Below are 15643 nucleotides of genomic sequence, written 5' to 3'. Positions count from 1 at the left end.
TATGCATATAGGCGCCTATTTATCCATCAAATTGAACTTTATAGACAGCGGATAAAAACAAAGTCAAAAAGACCGAAGAAATTATTTGAAAATTCATGCTTTAATTTTTTCTTTATTCTTATTTTTTAGATCAATGGTATTCTTTATAAAATGTACTTAATTGTTTTATTGTATTTTTATACTTAGAAAAAAATGACTAACCTTCTAAACCATAAAAATAATTTAGAAGGTGTTTGAAGTTTTGAGATTCAATTATGGTTTGCTTATTTCAGTTTTTAGATCATTGACTTTCACCCAAACTTGAGTGCGTCCTAACATAGAAACCCCAACAAATCCTCTTAAACGAAAACGTCGCCCCTCTGCAATTAACTGCCCTTTTCCTTCAAATATTTTTCCACTTTTTGCTTCTAAAACCTTGCCATGAATAAAATTGTTTGGCTTTTTAGGATCTTCAACAAAACCAGATAAAATCTGCATACCGACAAGTGGCTTATTTTTGTATGGTTCAGGGCATTTAGTACAATGCGTCAGCGTTGCGCCATTCGGTGTTGCAAAACGATGGACAATAACACCCCCATAAGTTCCATCCTCCATTTTTTTAATCTCAATAATCGACAATGCCTCCCCAGTACGATCATCTACACTCTTCCAATAACCTGCTAATGAACTTGCATAAGCCTGCGTTAAAGCCCCGATTCCTAACAAAGCAATTAACCCAATTTTTTTTAAAATGTTTTGTTTCATCTTATGTCCTATAAGAATTATTATCCTTCCCTACTGGAAGCAAGGTTTATATTACTGAGCCCTTTATAAAATACAATTGTTATTTTTAAAATAATCCATTGATACAACTTAATATTTTTAAATAATAAAATAATATTCATTTAATTTTTATCTAAATTTAGCTTCAAGTTTTAATATTAATTTTCACTAACAATTAAATGATAAAAATAAATTCATGCGTAAAAGAGCATACAAGAATCAATATGAATGTTCCAAATAGTCGATATTTATGGATAAGAATTACCCATAATATCAATTATCGCTATCACAAAAATGATCATTGCCCATAAAATAAAAAATAATACTTTTTTATTTTTCAAGGGCGACTCAACATCTCTACCTTGTGCTTTTAACGTTTTTCTTTGTAGGAAGATGAGTAATTTTCTTAGATGGTTTTTGGAGTTATTGTCTTTATTCAGAGTATTGTCATGGGGTAATTGATGCTGTTTTTGAGTTTCACGCCGAATTGAAGATTGGACATGTTGACTCCCCGTAAAATCATCAAAAGATTTCTGATGCTTTAAGCGTACGCCACAGATGCCGCATTTTACTGCTTCATTGATATTTTCCGCATAACACTTGTGACATTTCATTCTATTTATTCCTTTACGATACTTAAAAATAATCAGCTGAGCTTTTTCCCTATCAAAAAAATTATTATAACGATCGTAAACTGCACTAATTGAAAAACGAAGATTTTTTAATATGATCTTATATAAGTCTTTAATATATCAATATATATAAAAAACGCCCTTAATGTCTTAAGAGCGTTTTTTAAAAACTGAAATTACAAAATTAGATTTTAGAAACTAATTCTGGAACTACAGTATTTAAATCACCAACTAACCAGTAGTCAGCAACAGCATTAATTGGCGCTTCTTCATCTTTGTTGATCGCAACGATCACTTTAGAATCTTTCATACCCGCCAAGTGCTGAATCGCACCAGAGATACCTACAGCAATATACAGGTCAGGTGCAACGATTTTACCAGTTTGACCAACTTGCATATCGTTTGGAACGAAGCCAGCATCAACCGCAGCACGTGAAGCACCTTGTGCAGCACCAAGCTTGTCAGCAAGTGGATCAAGTACTTTATGATAGTTCTCACCAGAACCTACACCACGACCACCAGACACAACGATACGTGCAGCAGTTAATTCTGGACGTTCAGATTTCACGATTTCTTCGTTGATAAACTTAGAAATACCCGCATCACCTGTAGATGTTGTTGCTTCAACAGCAGCAGAACCACCTTCAGCAGCCACAGCATCAAATGCAGTACCACGAACAGTTGCAACAACAACTGGCTCAGAAGATTCTACAGTTGCAATTGCGTTACCTGCATAAATTGGACGTTTGAAAGTTTTAGGACCTTCAACAGCAATGATGTCAGTAATCATGCTTGCATCTAATAGTGCAGCTGCACGTGGAAGAATGTTTTTACCTGTAGTGGTAGAAGCAGCAAGGATATGGCTATAACCTTTGCCTAGTTCTGCAACAAGTTTTGCTACATTTTCAGCCAATTGATTTGCATAAGCCGCGTCGTCAGCAAGCAATACTTTGCTTACGCCTGCAACTTTAGCAGCTTGATCAGCGACAGCTTGTGCGCCTGAACCTGCAACCAATACAGTGATATCACCACCGATTTTTTGAGCCGCAGCAACAACGTTTAATGTTGCACCGTTAAGTGCTTTATTGTCGTGCTCAGCGATAACTAAAATACTCATGATTTTTATCCTTCTGTATTAGATCACTTTCGCTTCATTTTTTAATTTTTCTACAAGCTCATCAACAGATTTCACTTGTACGCCCGCTTTACGTTCTGCAGGTGCTTCAACTTTAACTGTTTTAAGTTGAGTTGCTGGAGAAACGCCATAATCAGCAGGAGACTTAGTATCAAGCGGTTTTTTACGTGCTTTCATAATGTTTGGAAGCGCAGCATAACGTGGCTCATTCAAACGTAAGTCAGTTGTGATGATCGCAGGAAGACCAAGCTCAACAGTTTGTAAACCACCGTCGATTTCACGAGTCACTTGAACTTTGTCGCCTTCAACTTTTACTTCTGATGCGAAAGTACCTTGACCAGCATTTAACAATGCACCAAGCATCTGACCCACTTGGTTAGAGTCGTCATCGATTGCTTGTTTACCCAAAAGGATGAGTTGTGGTTGTTCTTGTTCAACAACACCTTTTAAGATTTTAGCAACTTCTAAAGCACCTAGTTGGCTTTCATCAGCTTCAACTAAGATACCACGGTCTGCACCCAATGCCATCGCAGAACGGATTTGTTCTTGTGATTCTTTAGCACCAATCGAAACCACTACGATTTCAGAAACAGTTCCTTTTTCTTTTAAGCGAACCGCTTCTTCCACTGCGATTTCATCGAATGGGTTAATTGACATTTTAACGTTAGTAAGGTCTACCCCACTATTGTCCGGTTTAACGCGAACTTTAACGTTGGCATCAACCACACGTTTTACAGCAACAAGAGCCTTCATGTAATCCTCGGCTGTTTTAGCAAAAGTAAATGTTAAGAAGAGTTATAATAACCCTTCATTTAAAATTATTTAGGTGTCCTATCTTGCAATGTGATTGGCATTTCGGTCAAGTCACAATTGGCTAAAGTGATGTAAAAAAGCGTAAAAATAGTTGAACGCACAGTTCAAAAATATTTTCCACAAACACTTCTATTTATTAAAATTATTATTCTATATTTACTAATTTATTGATTTTTATTAAATAAAATTATAAAAAAAACTCTAAAAAATATTTTATTAAGATTTGGCAGCAACAAATTAAAATCTATTTTTTTTCGCTAAAATTTATTGATGCGATATATCAGGAAATGTCATTTAAGATATAACACCCAAAATAATTACTTTTTTTTACGATTATTCACAAATTTAGTTTTAGATTAAGCTTAATTCCAAGATAAATACTCCAATAAATTTAAAAAACTTGAATTAAAGATAAGTATTTCTAATTTTATCAAATACACACTGCTCAATAACTTAAGTGAGAACATATCTTTTAAAGTGTATCAATATACTCAAATCGCACTAAAAAATACGATCCATAAAAAAACAGGCGATTGCCTGTCTTCTAACGCTTACCCATCGAACGGCGTGTACCACGAGGTGGCATCCATGTCCGATCTGCATAGTGTTGTGGTTTTGGGCGCATGCCCTCTACATCTTCATCCGCAGGCTTCGCATCATTGGCTTGTTTCACTGGGAAAGGTAATTTTGCCACAGCTTTTTTCTTGGGCGTATTTTGGGTGCTCATCAGATTCACTCAATTTTAACTGTGCATATTGTACAAAAAATTATGTTCTGAGGCGAGTTCCCAAGCTATTTATAATGTGTTTGTATTTTATTGATACATTAATTTTTGATTTTCGTGACTATTTGGTGAATTTGCTTAGATTTTACACGACCAACTCGGAATTTTTAAGCTATTATGGTGTGCTTTTTTATTTTTAATCCCCATAAGAAGGAATACTGCCGTGGACGTACGTCTCTCTGATCGTGTAAATGCCATCAAACCGTCCCCTACGCTTGCTGTGACAAACAAAGCTGCTGAATTAAAAGCTGCTGGCAAGAATGTTATTGGCTTGGGCGCTGGTGAACCTGATTTCGACACCCCACAACACATCAAAGATGCAGCAATTGCAGCAATTAATAACGGTTTTACCAAATACACTGCTGTTGACGGTACGCCTGGGCTTAAAAAAGCAATCATTGCGAAATTAAAACGTGATAACAACTTAGAATACGCAGCAAACCAAATCTTGGTGTCTTGTGGTGGTAAACAATCTTTCTTTAACTTGGCATTAGCTTTGTTAAATAAAGGCGATGAAGTGATTATCCCTGCACCGTACTGGGTCAGCTATCCAGATATGGTGATCATCGCTGAAGGTGTACCAGTTGTAGTGAAATGCGGTGAAGAACAACGTTTCAAAATCACGCCTGCTCAACTTGAAGCTGCAATCACAGACAAAACACGTTTAGTGGTTTTAAATAGCCCTTCTAACCCGACTGGTATGATCTATACTAAAGCTGAATTAGAAGCTTTGGCTGAAGTACTGCGTAAATATCCAGAAGTTCTAGTCGCTTCTGATGATATGTATGAACCAATCCGTTGGGATGACGAATTTTACAACATCGCAACTGTGGCACCTGACCTTTATGATCGTGTGATCGTGCTTAATGGTGTATCGAAAGCTTATGCAATGACTGGCTGGCGTATTGGCTATGCAGCAGGTCCTGCTAAACTCATCGGTGCGATGAAAAAAATCCAATCTCAATCGACTTCAAACCCAACTTCGATTTCACAAGTTGCTGCTGAAGCTGCATTGAATGGTCCTCAAGATGTACTTCAACCAATGATTGAAGCATTCAAACGTCGTCATGACTTAGTGGTAAATGGTTTGAATGACATCAAAGGCATCACTTGTCTTCCTGCTGATGGTGCATTCTATGCTTATGCAAATATCCGTCCATTGATTCGTGCTAAAGGCTTAAAATCTTGTACAGAATTCTCTGCATGGTTATTGGAAGAAACTGGTGTTGCAGTTGTTCCTGGTGATGCATTTGGTTTAGGTGGTTATATGCGTATTTCTTATGCAACTGCTGACGAAGTGTTGGTTGATGCGCTTGCACGTATCAAAAAAGCGGCTGATTCAATCGAAGGCGTGGATGCTGCGATTGCATCTATCGAAGCTGAAAAAGCTGCAAAATAAGTTAAAGGTTTAGATGAAAAATCCGCCAAAATTGGCGGATTTTTTATTGTCTAAAATATTAATTTGAATTTGTTTTAGCAGTTGAAAAGATCACCAAAAGAATCCCACACAAAACCAAGATAGATGAAAATATAATTCTCCAACCAATCATTTCCCCAATAAAAAGTGAACCACCAATAATAGATAAACACGGTACGCTCAGCTGAACGGTACTCGCAGTAATCCGATCAATATACTTTAAAATCGAATACCACAATACATAAGCTCCACTGGATGCCAGTCCACCTGAAATAAACGCTAAAATGATTCCTTGTGAACTTATGTATATATTTTCAATAAAAAATAAGCTGAAGATCAAAACTAAAGGTAAAGCAATGATAAAATTACTATAAGTACTGACTAGAGGATGAGCTGAACCCTTACCTGAAATACTATACGCTGCCCATGCTAGACCAGAGATCAGCATAATCAAGGAGTACATCAAGTTTGGTGCACTCGCACCAGGTAACAATAAAACGATGATGCCAATAACTGCCAACAATAAACCGCTACCACTTTTAAAATTCAGCCGTTCACCATGTGCCAATCCATAAATAACCATCGTGAGTTGAACCGTACCAAAAAGAATCAATGCACCTACCCCTGCATCAATTTTGACATAGGCTAATGAAAAAGCAGTAACATAAACCGCTAAGAAAAAACCATGCTTTATATTCCAATTCAGCTTTAACTTTTGATTAAGTCGATAATTTGTAATAACAAATAAAATACTCAGCACAATCACGCCACTTAATACGCGTAGCACACTAAAACTCATTGGGTCGATTTGATTTTGTGCTAAGGCTAACCGACACAAAACAGAATTTGCAGCGAAAGCGAGCATCGCCAATACAATCTTATAGTTCATCCTTAAACATTCTCATGTAAATTTTATTTTAAATATCACATGATTCGCTTTAACTTGCTCTAACAAAATAGGCAAATATTCTTTTAGGTTATATAAGGTCTTAAATAGTTCTGATGATTCAATTTTCTTTCAGTTGTTTATACATCGCACGACATGATCAACTGAATAATGCCCCCATTCTGAAAGTGCTTCAATAAATAGATTGAGTTCAGATATTTCAAAATGACTGATCAACATATAACAAGCCGAACCAGAAACTTTATAACTTTTTTCAACTTGCACATAAGTTTTTAAAAACGCTTCAAAAGCTGAGAATTGGTTATTTTCCATTATAATGCGAATAAACTGTGTTGCGGAGTAATTGATTTTTATTGTGTATTTTTCAATTACATTAAGATCAATTAAGCGTTGAATTCTTTGACCAACCGCTTGTCCTGTTCGATGTACTTGTGTACCTATATCCTTATGACTTAACCGAGAATCTATCTGAAGAATATTTAAAATTTTTAGATCAATTGCATCGAGTTGTAGCATTTTTATCCTCAAAATTTTCAAATTGAAAGTTACATTTTATAAAGTCTTTCATTACTGACTGTGCAAGAAATCTAGCATTGTTTAAGGTTATAACAACTTAAATTAATGAAAATCTAAAATGAATCAGACAGCATTACTAGTGATCGATGTACAAAATGATTATTTTCCAGATGGAAAAATGGCACTGTTTCAACCTGAAAAAGCGCTTACCAACATTTCTATTTTGGAAAAAGAATTTCATTTAAGCAATGCACCTATCATTTATATCCAACATATTTTTGCTGAAACTCCTGCGCCATTTTTTGAAAAAAATACTGAAGGTGTAAAGTTACACCCAAATTTAGCAGTTCAAGATCATTCGTTTATCGTTGAAAAAGCATTTCCAAATAGCTTCTTTCAGACAGACCTACAAACCCTACTCAGCCGTTTAGGTATTCAAAAACTTGTTATTACAGGCATGATGACACATATGTGTGTAGATGCTACTACCCGTGCAGCAGCAGAATTAGGTTATCAGTCCATTGTCATTTCGGATGCAACAGCTACTCGAGATTTAAGTTATGCCGGTCAGACAGTTCAAGCGCTTGATGTGCAAACTGCCTTTCTTTCTGCATTTCAAATGTTTGCCCAAGTTCACAGCACAGCATCTTATTTATCAACCCTGATATCATCAGAAAAGCAATAAGCTTGCGAAAACTTAAAAATCTCAGTGCATGAAGAAATTGAACGTGCTAAAATAAGAGAAATCGGGTGTGCTCCCGATTTTTTTATGCGGATTACTTCCGCGCTGACAGGATTTAGGTTTACAACATGCCCATTTCAGAGACATGGTTATTACCTGATGGTGTAGCTGATGTATTACCAGAGCAAGCGCAAGTAATTGAAACCTTGCGTCGTAGTGCTTTAGATTTCCTCGCTTCTCGAGGTTATCAATTGGTGTACACGCCGTTTATCGAATACATCGAATCTCTCTCTTCTCTTTCAGAATCGAATCAAGATTTAGACTTAGCCACTTTTAAAGTCATCGACCAATTGACAGGTCGTTTACTTGGTGTGCGTGCCGATATGACACCACAAGTGGCTCGTATTGATGCGCATGTACATCCAGTAGAAGGTGTGGCTCGTTACTGCTATGCAGGAACTGTACTTCATACCAAACCACAAGGCTTTAATACCACACGTGCCCCACTTCAGTTGGGTGCAGAATTGTTTGGTTCAGACAGCATTGACGCTGACGTTGAAATGATCGACGTGATGCTGAGTTTGATCGAAACCGCAAATTTAGTTGAAGGTGTCCATCTTGATTTAGGGCATGTCGGCTTATTCCGTAGCTTGGTTAAACATGCTGACTTAAATAAAACCACTGAACGTCAACTTTCAGATTTATATCAACGTAAAGCGTTACCAGAATTGGCTGAATTTACCCAAAAATTAAAATTCGGTTCAGATTTTTATGCTTTAGGTCGCTATGCCAGTGATTTAGCTGCATTACAACGCAATTTAAGTGCTGAAATTCTACAGGACGAAGCATTTAAACAAGCCTTTGATGCACTCACAACCACGCAAGCAGAAATTCAGGCACGTTGGCCAAAACTACACATCGGTATAGATGTAGTCGAATTGCGTTCATACCATTATCACACAGGTTTAATGTACGCAGTTTATGCACCAAATCGTGCTGCACCATTGGCACAAGGTGGGCGTTATGATGGTATTGGTGAGCACTTTGGTCGTGCACGTCCTGCAACAGGTTTTTCATGCGACTTATATGCACTCAGTGCAGGTCAATTCCAAGCGATTAAAACAGTGATTGCACCAAAAGGTACAAACACAACCCTACTCGCTGCAATTGCACAAGTACGCAACAATGGTCTAAGCGTAATCCAGTTATTAGGTGAAGATGACTTAACATCTGTTCCGAATGCAACACATCAGTTGGTGAATGTTGCAGGTGAATGGAAAGTCAAACAAATTTAATCACTTTATGCCAATGTTCATGTCATTGGTATGAGGTTTTCAATTTTAACAGCATGATGTAATGAGGCTATTATGGGCAAGAATGTTGTGGTACTTGGTACCCAATGGGGCGACGAAGGTAAAGGTAAAATCGTTGACCTGCTCACAGATCAAGCGGCTGCGGTAGTACGTTATCAAGGCGGACATAACGCAGGTCACACGCTCGTTGTTGGTGGTAAGAAAACAGTTCTTCACCTCATTCCATCTGGTATTTTACGTGAAAACGTACTGTGCTTAATTGGGAATGGTGTTGTACTTTCTCCTGAAGCGTTGATTAAAGAAATGGACATCCTTGAAAAAGAAGGTGTTCCAGTACGTGAACGTTTACGTATTTCCCCAAACTGTCCTTTGATTCTTCCGCATCACATTGCGTTAGACCAAGCACGTGAAATTAAACGTGGCAATGCCAAAATCGGTACAACAGGTCGTGGTATCGGTCCTGCGTATGAAGACAAAGTTGCACGTCGTGCGATTCGTGTTGCGGATTTGGTACGTGGTGGCGAACATCTTAAAGCACAACTTGAAGAACTCCTTGAGTACCATAACTTCCAGTTAACCCAATTCTTCGGTGTTGAAGCTGTTAAAGTTGAAGATGTGATTGCACTGTGTGACGAATGGCGTAAAGTTGTTGCTCCATTAGTTGTTGATGTAACAACTGAGTTACACAACTATCGCAAAAACGGTCAAAACGTGATGTTTGAAGGTGCCCAAGGTTCACTGCTTGATGTTGACCATGGTACATATCCGTATGTAACATCTTCAAACACAACTGCGGGTGGCGTAAGCTCAGGTTCTGGTCTTGGTCCATTACACCTTGACTATGTATTGGGTATTACCAAAGCTTATACTACACGTGTAGGTGCAGGTCCATTCCCGACTGAATTGGTTTATGATGCTGCAAATGATGTTGGTGATGCAATCGGTAAACACTTAGGTACGATTGGTGCTGAGTTTGGTGCGTCTACAGGTCGTCAACGTCGTTGTGGTTGGTTCGATGCCGAAATCTTACGTCGTTCAGTGGATGTCAACTCACTTTCAGGTATTTGCTTGACTAAACTTGACGTTTTAGATGGTTTAGAAGAAGTTAAAATCTGTGTGGGTTATGAAGCTGCTGACTCTGGTTGTGTCGGTTCTTCTGATGCATTGGCATTTGAAACTTTAAAACCAATCTACGAAACTATGCCAGGTTGGTCTGAGTCAACTTTTGGTGCAAAATCATTAGATCAATTACCACAAAATGCAATCAACTATATCAAACGTATTGAACAATTGATCGAATGTCCGATTGACATTGTATCAACAGGTCCAGACCGTGATGAAACGATCGTATTACGCCATCCATTTGATGCTTAATATTCATAATACCTAAAAAAAGAGTCTCTTTATGAGGCTCTTTTTTATTTTATAGAAAAGTTAAGATTCAAGACTAAAGTTAGTTCTGTCTGGCTTATATCCTTTACATGAGCTTGTTACAATAAATTTCCCGACTAATTTTTACCGACTAATTTTTTGAGAATATGGAATGCAAAAAAATATTTCAGGCGCAATTTTTTATTCATCACTCTTTGCGATTGGTGGCGCACCAACGCTTGCGATGCTGATCATTCAAGCACAAACCAATAATCCTGAAATTATCCAAAATGCGCTACTCGGTTTAACCATTGCTTTAGCTTGTGTGCTTATCCCTATTATTCTGATTCAAAATAGCATCCTCTTTTTTCATCGCAACAAACCCAACCTGAATGAAAAAATCAAACCACTTTGTACTTTCTATTTAGTCCTTGATGCGATGTGTTTATTATATTGGTTAGCAATTCAATTCTTGTAAACCTATAAAATTACATAAATACTATGATTATGAAGCAATTTCATATACATGCTATGTTTCAATTTAAATATAATTGCGCTTATTACTTTATATTTGTTGGAGCACATGATAATGAATAATAAATTTATGTTGGGTGTTTGTGCAGCAAGCTTAATTTCTCTTTCTGGCTGTACAACAATGGCAGATATGGCGGGTGCAGATAGCGCAACTTTAAATGTCGCAGCAACCCAAGGGTTTAATAAAACAGTACAAGAAGCACGTAGCAATAAAACGCTAGATACTTCATCTTCGACTTATAGTCGTATTAACAATGTATTTAAACGCTTAAAACCTTATGCGGATCAAATGAATCAAACTGGTACAAAGTTTGACTGGCAACTTGCTGTACTAAAATCTGATCAAGTGAATGCCTATGTTGCACCTGGTGGTAAAGTGGTGTTCTATACGGGCATTGTCAATAAGCTCAACCTAACGGATGCTGAAATTGCAGCAGTAATGGGTCATGAAATGATCCATGCTTTAGAAGAACATTCAAAAAATAAAATTGGTGCGCAAGCATTGACTGATTTAGCATTACAAATTGGTTTAAGTGCTGCAGGGGATCGTGTCGGTCAACTTGGTACAGCAGCAGCACAACTTGGTTCACAAGTAGGTGTCGGCTTGCCTTACTCTCGTAGCTTAGAAAGTCGTGCTGACCAAGGTGGTTTAATGCTTATGGCGAAAGCAGGCTACAATCCACAAGCTGCAATTACGCTTTGGGAAAAGATGAATAAACTTGAAGGTGCAGGTGGTGCTTCATTCTTATCAACTCACCCTTCAAATTCACAACGGATTGAAGCTATGCGTAAAAATTTGCCAGCAGCACAAGCAATCTATAACAGCAAACGTTAATAAGTGCTATTCGGGCAAAAACTTCAACTTTTTAATCGAACCGAGCTTCTCTGCTCGGTTTTTTAATGAATCTCTTGAATAACAAGATAATAAAACACTGCTGCTGAGTTTTTATAGAATAGTACAGCAATTCTAAAAACTGCTGTAATTTATAGGGAAAGCAATTTTATTCATCTTACAAAATGTAACTGTGCGCCTTTATAAAACCTTTGTAGATAAAATCTTTCGACCTTATCAAAAAAATTGATTCATTTTTACCATTTTCACTATTTAGATTTTAAATAGTTGTGATAACAAGTATCACAATAAATAATACTCACACTCATTTTTTATATAATTATGTGCTATTTTCTTAAGCAATACCGTTATAAATGAATCTAAACTCCAATACAAAAACGCTTGTTATTTAGTCTAAATATATCCCAAAAAAATTAGATTTCCCCCACGGATTAATATAAATTTCATATAATAAAATTATTCATTTTAATGAAAAAAGCAGAATTTATATTCAGCTTTTTTCATCTGAGATGGCTGGTTTTATGGCTGCTTATTAAACAATTCTACGTTTTAAGCCAGTCATCTGTAGAATACGTGTAGAGATTTCTTCAATTGACATTTCTGATACATTGAGATATTTGATCCCTTCAGAGATATAGATTCCTTCAACTGCACGTAGTTCCATTTGACACTGAGAGAAGCTGGCATAACGGCTATTTGCTTTGCGTTCAGTGCGAATTGCTACCAATCGTTCAGCATCAATCATTAAGCCAAACAACTTATGCTTATGCTCTTTTAACACTGCTGGCAAGCGATTATCATCCAAATCTTCTTCTGTAAGTGGATAATTTGCAACACGAATTCCAAACTGTAATGACAAATAAATAGAGGTTGGCGTTTTACCCGAACGAGATACACCAATCAAGATCAAATCGGCTTTATCGTAGTGGCGTGTACGTGCACCATCATCATTATCCAACGCAAAATGTACCGCATCAATACGAGCCTTATAAGACTCTGAATCGGTTACTGCATGGGTCTGTCCGACTAAAGTTGTAGGCTGTGTCCCTAAAACATCCGATAACTTACTAATAAGACCTTCAAATACATCAAGATTTACTGCATTTGCAGTATTAATAATGTCCCGTACATATGGATCAACTAAGGTATCAAATACTAAGGGTTGTTGCCCATCTTTTTCTGCACGAATATTGATCTCTTCAACCACACTCATTGCAGCCTCTTCAGAGCTGATATATGGGATAATATGTATATCAAACCTTACATGAGGAAATTGCGCTAATAAGGAGTGTCCAAGGGTTTCTGCAGTGATCGCAGTGCCATCAGAAATGAAAAATACACTGCGCTTTATTTGGTTACTTTCTGACATTAAAAATCTCCTCAAATATTTGTCTTAGCAATGTATAATCTTTATAGTAATGCCCATCTTACATGACTATGACTTAGTTGAATCAAAAAGCTAAGTTTTTTGTTATAATTTCAAGCCAAGATAGTGATTAATACTGCAAAAGTGGAGTAACAACTTTGGAAGCACGCGTAATCGGTCTGGAAAAACTAGGGAAACACGACGTTGAGATCGTGGGTGGTAAAAACTCTTCACTTGGAGAAATGATCAGCCATTTAGCAAATGCTGGCGTATCTGTGCCAGGTGGATTTGCTACGACTGCTGAAGCGTATCGCGAATTCCTTGAGCAAAGCGGCCTAAATGCTAAAATCAATGCAGAGCTTGCATCATTAAATGTTGATGATGTAAACGCACTTGCTGAAACTGGTGCAAAAATCCGTCAATGGATTGTAGACACTCCACTTACGCCAGGACTTGAGCAAGAAGTTCGTGAAGCTTTCACTGCACTTTCAAACGGTAATCCAGACATTGCTGTTGCTGTTCGTTCATCTGCAACTGCAGAAGATTTACCTGATGCATCATTTGCAGGGCAACAAGAAACTTTCTTAAATATCCGTGGAATCGATAACGTTCTGATCGCGATTAAAGAAGTGTTTGCTTCACTTTATAATGACCGTGCAATCGCTTACCGTGTTCACCAAAACTTTGCCCATGACATCGTAGCCTTGTCTGCGGGCGTGCAACGTATGGTGCGCTCTGAAACTGGTGCTGCGGGTGTAATGTTTACTCTAGATACAGAATCTGGTTTCCGTGATGCAGTATTTATTACCGCTTCTTACGGTTTGGGTGAAATGGTTGTACAAGGTGCAGTCAACCCAGACGAATTCTATATTTCAAAACCTCTTCTTAAAAATGGTAAACATGCAGTAATTCGTCGTAACCTTGGTTCTAAACACCAAAAAATGATTTATGGTGAAGAAGGCGCTGCAGGTAAATCTGTTGTGGTTGTAGACGTTGAAAAAGCTGAACGTCAACAATTTGCTTTAAATGACTTAGAACTTCAAGAACTTGCTAAACAAGCATTGATCATTGAAGAACATTATCAAGCACCAATGGACATCGAATGGGCGAAAGATGGCGATGATGGTCAAATTTACATCGTTCAAGCACGCCCTGAAACTGTAAAAAGCCGTGAAAATGTTGGCACAATGGAACGCTACCTCCTTAAACAAAAAGGTACTGTACTTTGTGAAGGTCGTTCAATCGGTCAGCGTATCGGTTCTGGTAAAGTGCGTATCGTCACTTCTATTAAAGAAATGGACAAAGTACAAGAAGGTGATGTTCTTGTATCTGACATGACTGACCCAGACTGGGAACCGGTGATGAAACGTGCTGCTGCGATCATCACTAACCGTGGCGGTCGTACTTGTCATGCTGCAATTATTGCACGTGAGTTAGGTGTACCTGCAATTGTAGGCTGTGGCAACGCAACAGAAGTTTTAACTGATGGTCAAGAAGTGACAGTTTCTTGTGCTGAAGGTGATACAGGTTTTATCTATGAAGGTGCTTTGGATTTTGAAATCCAACGCAATTCGATTGAATCTATGCCTAAACTTCCGTTTAAAATCATGATGAACGTAGGTAACCCTGACCGTGCATTTGACTTTGCTCAAATTCCAAATGAAGGTATTGGTCTAGCACGCTTAGAATTCATCATTAATCGTATGATTGGTGTGCATCCTAAAGCATTATTGAACATTGACAGCCTCCCACGTGAAACGCGTGCAGCTGTAATGGCACGTACTGCAGGTTACTCTTCACCAATCGAATTCTATGTTGAAAAACTAGTTGAAGGTATTTCTACACTTGCTGCTGCATTTGCTGATAAGCCAGTGATTGTTCGTATGTCTGACTTCAAGTCTAATGAATATGCGAACTTGATCGGCGGTAAATTGTATGAGCCTGAAGAAGAAAACCCAATGCTGGGCTTCCGTGGTGCAAGCCGTTATGTATCTGATAACTTCCGTGACTGCTTCGAATTAGAATGCCGTGCGTTGAAAAAAGCACGTGACGAAATGGGTTTAACCAACATTCAAATCATGATTCCTTTCGTTCGTACTGTAAACGAAGCGAAACGTGTCATTGAATTGCTTGCTGCAAATGGCTTAAAACGTGGTGAAAATGGTCTTAAAGTCATCATGATGTGTGAATTACCAACCAATGCATTATTGGCTGAACAATTCCTTGAACACTTCGATGGTTTCTCTATCGGTTCAAATGATTTAACTCAGTTAACCCTTGGTCTAGATCGTGACTCTGGTATTGTTTCTCATTTGTTTGATGAACGTGATGCAGCCGTTAAAACATTATTAGCAATGGCAATCCATGCATGCCGTAAAGCAGGTAAATATGTAGGTATCTGTGGTCAAGGACCTTCTGATCATCCGGATCTTGCTAAATGGCTTATGGAACAAGGCATTGAGTCTGTTTCTCTTAACCCAGATTCAGTTTTAGATACCTGGTTCTTCCTTTCTGAAGAACAATCACAACAAGCTTAATCTTATTAGACCTTAAAAAAT

The 15643-nt window shown here is 37.7% G+C and carries 15 protein-coding genes; 7 read left to right on the top strand and 8 right to left on the bottom strand.

The window, feature by feature from the left end; all coding sequences use genetic code 11:
* Nucleotides 1-252: 252 nt before the first annotated feature.
* The 5 genes from DJ533_RS07700 to DJ533_RS07680 form a co-directional block, all read right to left on the bottom strand.
* Nucleotides 253-744 (bottom strand): DUF2147 domain-containing protein, encoded by a 492-nt coding sequence (locus tag DJ533_RS07700; protein ID WP_065994841.1) that lies wholly within the window; start codon nt 742-744, stop codon nt 253-255.
* Between the two features lie 266 nt (nt 745-1010).
* A complete protein-coding gene (locus DJ533_RS07695; protein WP_065994842.1) occupies nt 1011-1376 on the bottom strand; it encodes a hypothetical protein in 366 nt (121 codons plus the stop codon).
* A gap of 202 nt (nt 1377-1578) precedes the next feature.
* Nucleotides 1579-2511 (bottom strand): FAD-binding protein, encoded by a 933-nt coding sequence (locus DJ533_RS07690; RefSeq protein WP_065994843.1) that lies wholly within the window; start codon nt 2509-2511, stop codon nt 1579-1581.
* Nucleotides 2512-2529: 18 nt separating this feature from the next.
* A complete protein-coding gene (locus DJ533_RS07685) occupies nt 2530-3282 on the bottom strand; it encodes an electron transfer flavoprotein subunit beta/FixA family protein (protein ID WP_065994844.1) in 753 nt (250 codons plus the stop codon).
* Nucleotides 3283-3886: 604 nt separating this feature from the next.
* Nucleotides 3887-4069 carry a hypothetical protein gene (locus DJ533_RS07680; RefSeq protein ID WP_065994845.1) on the bottom strand — a complete coding sequence of 61 codons (183 nt, stop codon included), beginning with the start codon at nt 4067-4069 and terminating at the stop codon, nt 3887-3889.
* 220 nt (nt 4070-4289) lie between these two features.
* Here DJ533_RS07680 and DJ533_RS07675 point away from each other — a divergent pair, with 220 nt between their 5' ends.
* Nucleotides 4290-5525, top strand: a complete 1236-nt coding sequence (locus DJ533_RS07675; protein WP_065994846.1) for a pyridoxal phosphate-dependent aminotransferase — start codon at nt 4290-4292, stop codon at nt 5523-5525.
* A gap of 58 nt (nt 5526-5583) precedes the next feature.
* On the opposite strand, the gene DJ533_RS07670 is transcribed toward DJ533_RS07675, so the two are convergent.
* Both DJ533_RS07670 and DJ533_RS07665 read right to left on the bottom strand, forming a co-directional pair.
* The gene (locus DJ533_RS07670; RefSeq protein ID WP_065994847.1) at nt 5584-6432 is read right to left on the bottom strand and encodes a DMT family transporter; all 849 of its coding nucleotides are present in this window, start codon (nt 6430-6432) and stop codon (nt 5584-5586) included.
* Nucleotides 6433-6561: 129 nt separating this feature from the next.
* Nucleotides 6562-6966: an AsnC family transcriptional regulator gene (locus DJ533_RS07665; RefSeq protein ID WP_065994848.1), complete on the bottom strand. Its 405-nt coding sequence runs from the start codon at nt 6964-6966 to the stop codon at nt 6562-6564.
* Between the two features lie 118 nt (nt 6967-7084).
* Between DJ533_RS07665 and DJ533_RS07660 the strand changes: the two genes are divergently transcribed.
* The 5 genes from DJ533_RS07660 (at nt 7085) to DJ533_RS07640 (ending at nt 11701) form a co-directional block, all read left to right on the top strand.
* Nucleotides 7085-7651: a cysteine hydrolase family protein gene (locus DJ533_RS07660; RefSeq protein ID WP_065994849.1), complete on the top strand. Its 567-nt coding sequence runs from the start codon at nt 7085-7087 to the stop codon at nt 7649-7651.
* 125 nt (nt 7652-7776) lie between these two features.
* The gene (locus DJ533_RS07655; protein WP_065994850.1) at nt 7777-8943 is read left to right on the top strand and encodes an ATP phosphoribosyltransferase regulatory subunit; all 1167 of its coding nucleotides are present in this window, start codon (nt 7777-7779) and stop codon (nt 8941-8943) included.
* A 72-nt stretch (nt 8944-9015) separates the two neighbouring features.
* Entirely contained in the window at nt 9016-10335 is a 1320-nt protein-coding gene (locus DJ533_RS07650; protein WP_065994851.1) for an adenylosuccinate synthase, read from the top strand.
* A 169-nt stretch (nt 10336-10504) separates the two neighbouring features.
* Entirely contained in the window at nt 10505-10810 is a 306-nt protein-coding gene (locus DJ533_RS07645; RefSeq protein ID WP_065994852.1) for a hypothetical protein, read from the top strand.
* Between the two features lie 111 nt (nt 10811-10921).
* Nucleotides 10922-11701: a M48 family metallopeptidase gene (locus DJ533_RS07640; protein WP_065994853.1), complete on the top strand. Its 780-nt coding sequence runs from the start codon at nt 10922-10924 to the stop codon at nt 11699-11701.
* A gap of 550 nt (nt 11702-12251) precedes the next feature.
* Here the strand turns inward: DJ533_RS07640 and ppsR are convergent.
* Nucleotides 12252-13088 carry a posphoenolpyruvate synthetase regulatory kinase/phosphorylase PpsR gene (ppsR, locus tag DJ533_RS07635; protein WP_065994854.1) on the bottom strand — a complete coding sequence of 279 codons (837 nt, stop codon included), beginning with the start codon at nt 13086-13088 and terminating at the stop codon, nt 12252-12254.
* A 155-nt stretch (nt 13089-13243) separates the two neighbouring features.
* Here ppsR and ppsA point away from each other — a divergent pair, with 155 nt between their 5' ends.
* The gene (gene ppsA, locus DJ533_RS07630) at nt 13244-15622 is read left to right on the top strand and encodes a phosphoenolpyruvate synthase (protein WP_065994855.1); all 2379 of its coding nucleotides are present in this window, start codon (nt 13244-13246) and stop codon (nt 15620-15622) included.
* Nucleotides 15623-15643: the final 21 nt, after the last annotated feature.

The sequence above is a fragment of the Acinetobacter defluvii genome (assembly GCF_001704615.3).
In the GTDB taxonomy this organism is placed as follows: Bacteria; Pseudomonadota; Gammaproteobacteria; order Pseudomonadales; family Moraxellaceae; genus Acinetobacter; species Acinetobacter defluvii.
This window is presented reverse-complemented; position numbering and strand designations above follow the sequence as displayed.

What these genes read in the sequence shown, in the direction of transcription:
- DJ533_RS07665 (WP_065994848.1), bottom strand. Translation starts at nt 6,966, where the DNA reads ATGCTACAACTCGATGCAATTGATCTAAAAATTTTAAATATTCTTCAG.
- DJ533_RS07645 (WP_065994852.1), top strand. Translation starts at nt 10,505, where the DNA reads ATGCAAAAAAATATTTCAGGCGCAATTTTTTATTCATCACTCTTTGCG.
- DJ533_RS07700 (WP_065994841.1), bottom strand. Translation starts at nt 744, where the DNA reads ATGAAACAAAACATTTTAAAAAAAATTGGGTTAATTGCTTTGTTAGGA.
- DJ533_RS07685 (WP_065994844.1), bottom strand. Translation starts at nt 3,282, where the DNA reads ATGAAGGCTCTTGTTGCTGTAAAACGTGTGGTTGATGCCAACGTTAAA.
- ppsR (WP_065994854.1), bottom strand. Translation starts at nt 13,088, where the DNA reads ATGTCAGAAAGTAACCAAATAAAGCGCAGTGTATTTTTCATTTCTGAT.
- DJ533_RS07640 (WP_065994853.1), top strand. Translation starts at nt 10,922, where the DNA reads ATGAATAATAAATTTATGTTGGGTGTTTGTGCAGCAAGCTTAATTTCT.
- DJ533_RS07695 (WP_065994842.1), bottom strand. Translation starts at nt 1,376, where the DNA reads ATGAAATGTCACAAGTGTTATGCGGAAAATATCAATGAAGCAGTAAAA.
- DJ533_RS07670 (WP_065994847.1), bottom strand. Translation starts at nt 6,432, where the DNA reads ATGAACTATAAGATTGTATTGGCGATGCTCGCTTTCGCTGCAAATTCT.
- DJ533_RS07650 (WP_065994851.1), top strand. Translation starts at nt 9,016, where the DNA reads ATGGGCAAGAATGTTGTGGTACTTGGTACCCAATGGGGCGACGAAGGT.
- DJ533_RS07660 (WP_065994849.1), top strand. Translation starts at nt 7,085, where the DNA reads ATGAATCAGACAGCATTACTAGTGATCGATGTACAAAATGATTATTTT.
- DJ533_RS07690 (WP_065994843.1), bottom strand. Translation starts at nt 2,511, where the DNA reads ATGAGTATTTTAGTTATCGCTGAGCACGACAATAAAGCACTTAACGGT.
- DJ533_RS07680 (WP_065994845.1), bottom strand. Translation starts at nt 4,069, where the DNA reads ATGAGCACCCAAAATACGCCCAAGAAAAAAGCTGTGGCAAAATTACCT.
- DJ533_RS07655 (WP_065994850.1), top strand. Translation starts at nt 7,777, where the DNA reads ATGCCCATTTCAGAGACATGGTTATTACCTGATGGTGTAGCTGATGTA.